Source organism: Methanospirillum sp., from assembly GCF_035560735.1.
Classification (GTDB): Archaea; Halobacteriota; Methanomicrobia; order Methanomicrobiales; family Methanospirillaceae; genus Methanospirillum.
The window spans coordinates 1-3,412 of sequence record NZ_DATMYY010000290.1 but is presented as its reverse complement, the minus strand read 5'-3'; the positions used below and the strand labels follow the sequence as shown (position 1 = coordinate 3,412).

Annotated in this window: 4 protein-coding genes; all 4 read right to left on the bottom strand. The window is 39.0% G+C overall.

Annotation, left to right across the window (positions count from 1 at the left end; genetic code table 11):
• The coding region (locus VN429_RS08255) for an ABC transporter transmembrane domain-containing protein (RefSeq protein WP_325631983.1) at positions 1-842 on the bottom strand (842 nt) is incomplete at its 3' end.
• Positions 843-874: 32 nt separating this feature from the next.
• Positions 875-1,585, bottom strand: coding sequence for an ABC transporter ATP-binding protein (locus VN429_RS08250; protein WP_325631981.1), 711 nt, complete (start codon positions 1,583-1,585; stop codon positions 875-877).
• Entirely contained in the window at positions 1,567-2,475 is a 909-nt protein-coding gene (locus VN429_RS08245) for an ABC transporter ATP-binding protein (protein ID WP_325631979.1), read from the bottom strand. Before VN429_RS08245 ends, VN429_RS08250 begins: the two co-directional genes overlap by 19 nt.
• A gap of 26 nt (positions 2,476-2,501) precedes the next feature.
• The coding region (locus tag VN429_RS08240) for an ABC transporter permease (RefSeq protein ID WP_325631973.1) at positions 2,502-3,412 on the bottom strand (911 nt) is incomplete at its 5' end.

The window sequence follows — 3,412 nt, the reverse complement described above, 5'->3', positions numbered from 1 at the left end:
CTTAAAGCAAGGGTATACCCTAAATAAGGACAGGCATCAACCAGAAAATTAACCGACATTGATATTCTAATACGGCTAATCCATGCATTTTTCAACCGTTCAGCACGAATAAAGATCTCATCTGCTCGATTATTAGCCTGGTTAAACAACTGTAATGTAGGTAGTCCCTGGATACTTTCAACAAAATATGAACTCAAAGATCTGAATTCACTCCAGATATTCTCACTATTATCTTTCTTTGCTTTTAGCGAATGCATCAGGAAGGCAAGGATTATTGGAACAAATACAATCTCAATGATAGCAGCGATCGGGTCAATAATGATCCAGAAGATCGTAAACATCATTACTGGAACAGTAAGACAGAGAATGACATACGGGATGTAACTTCCTGCATACATCTCAAGGCCTTCAATTCCATCAACCACTGTTGCTGTAAGCCATCCGGAGTTCTTTTTCTCAATATATTCAGGTCCAAGAGTGTGGAGTTTTCTAAAAACTGCAGACCTTAAAGAATTTTTTACCTGCAAAGCTGTATTGTGTGCTGCTATCTCTTTTCCATACTCACATACTCCCCGTAGTATAAGTGTGAATACCATTCCCGCTAAGAGAATGTATGTTGAATTGTCTATCTTTCCTTCAATCAAACGAGCCATAGCCAGAGATACAAGCATCAGAAACCCAACATGAGCTAACGACGCTATGAGACTGAGTGTATAGGTCAGTGCCAATGGAAATTTGATTGTGCGTACAAGACTGAGGATTCTCAGATCTACGAGTGGGCCGAGGATCCACGACGCTACAGAATCAGATTTACCTAATTTTAAATTATAAATTTTTTGCATTCAACACCTCTTTATAAAAAATGAGAAATTGTTCAAACAGTGTATGAAGAGGATATAGTCTTCTTGACCTCTTCGATAGTACCATCCTGCATTTTGAGTATCCGCGTACAAACCAGGTTTAAAAGTTCAAGATCATGAGAAATCATGAGGTATGCTACCTTCGTCTCTTCCTGCAACTTTTTCATCAGATGTATTACCTGAGCTTGGACTGATACATCAAGCATTGATGTAGCCTCATCAGCAATGATGAGAGCTGGATTTAATGAAAAGATCTTGGCAATAACTGCCCGCTGAATCTCTCCACCTGATAACTGATGAGGATATCGAAGAAGCTGATCCTGTCGAATGCCCACTTCATGAATTATTGGTTCTAATATCTCTAATGCTTCATTTGATGTGCATTTACGTGCAATCCTGACTGGTTCTGTGAGGCTGTCGATAACTCTCATACGTGGATTCAGAGAAGTTTCTGGATGTTGAAAGATCATCTGCATTTGAGTTCTCGTTCTGCGTAATGCCCATTTTCCAAGTTTATTAAAATTTTGTCCCTGGAAAAAAACCTTACCTGAAGATGGTTCTTCAAGACGGGTTATACATCTTCCAAGTGTCGATTTACCAGAACCACTCTGTCCATATAGCCCCACAATCTCTCCTTCAAATATTTGAAGCGAAACATGAGAGAATATTGGATTATGACCATAATCTTTTGAAAGATTAATGACATTCAGGATGAGTGATGGCATCTGACCAGCCTCCCATGAAATAAAGATAATTCTGGATGTAATTTCTGACAGATATCTTTACAATATGGACATCTATCCTGAAAGTGACAGCCCACAGGTAAATCTGCTAGATTTGGACTATGACCCGGTAAAGGAACTAAACCATTTCTAGGTCTAGCTTTCATGAGTCCAATGGTGTATGGATGGTGAGGGTGAGTAAAGATCTCTTCTCCTGTATTTCCGATCTCAACAATTTCTCCAGAATACATGACCATAACCCTATCACATAGTTTCTCAGCGAGATCAAGGTCATGAGTTATTAAAAGAAGAGATGTCTTTTTATCAGAAGTGATTTGAGAGAATATCTGGTAACTATTATCTCGAGTCATCTGATCGAGACCTTTTGTTGGTTCATCTGCGATGAGTAACTGTGGGCCTCCGGCAAGAGATATTCCAGTGACAACTCGTTGCCTCATTCCACCAGAAAACTGATGTGGATATTGAAGGGCATTAATGGAAGGATTTGGAAAAAGAAATTTTTTAAGCGTCAAAACTGCCCGTTCCCACGAGTCAGTTTTAGAAAGACCATTCTGCTCAAAAACTTCTGCAATTTGTAATCCGTTCGTCAAGAGTGGATCTAATGCCGCACCTGGATTCTGTGGAATAAGGGAAATTTGCCTCCCTCTCATAGTGTGCATTATTTCTTGAGGAAGGGCATAGATATCAGTATCAAGATATTGAATTGTTCCTCTTATTCTTGCAGAATCTGGAAGAAGGCGAAGGATAGAGGCTCCAATAACTGATTTTCCTGATCCACTTTCTCCAATAATTCCAACAGTCTCTCCAGGCTGAATTGAAAAATGTACATCTATGACTGCCTGAACATCTCCTCTCGAAGTAGGAAATGTCACATACAGAGAAGAAACCTCAAGAAGAGTTATAATTCGGTCACCTCTTCATTAAGTGGATTGAGAATTTTGCGAAGTTCCTCTCCAAGGATGTTAAAAAGCAGAACTACTGCAGTTATTACCAAACCTGGTATTATTGTCAGAAGTGGTGCAGATCTCATAAAATCTTTCCCTGCACTTACCATAGCACCCCATTCCGGCATATCTGGGGGAATCCCAATGCCAATAAAACTAAGAGCTGCGATATGAAGGGTTACACTCCCGATCTCCAGAGTTATAAGGACAATAATTGGAGCAATAATATTTGGAAGAATATGTCTGATCATAATCCGTGTATCAGATAGTCCACTCAGTTTTGCAGAAAGAACGAATTCCTGATTTTTTATCGAATATGTCTCATTACGTATCAATCTGGCAAAGGAAGCCCAAAAATTAAAACTTAAAGCAAGAACCATAGCCCCGATTCCTGCAGGAATATACGACAAAAGTGCCAGTGCTATAATCATACCAGGAAATGGGAGAAGAATATCAATAATTCTACAGAGGAGCATGTCTAAAAAACCACCATAATACCCTGCAAGGAGTCCTCCTGAAATACCAATAAGGACTGAAATTCCCACTGTCAAAAGAGAAATAGTCAGAGTAGTTCTTGCTCCATACAAAATTCGGCTAAACATATCACGACCGAGATAATCGGTTCCAAAAATATGCTGAATCGATGGAGTTTCGATCTTATTTTTAATATCTATCTTCAAAGGATCATATGGCGCTATAACTGGAGCCAATATTGCACATGAAAGGAGAATAGCCAAAAGAACTAGTGATACAGCAAATAATTTATGTTCCATTATTTTCTGAAACAAACTTGAACTTCGGGTATCTTCCTTCTGTCTTGTTTCAAGCATCCAACTTGAATTATATTCACTCATATCGAATCCTC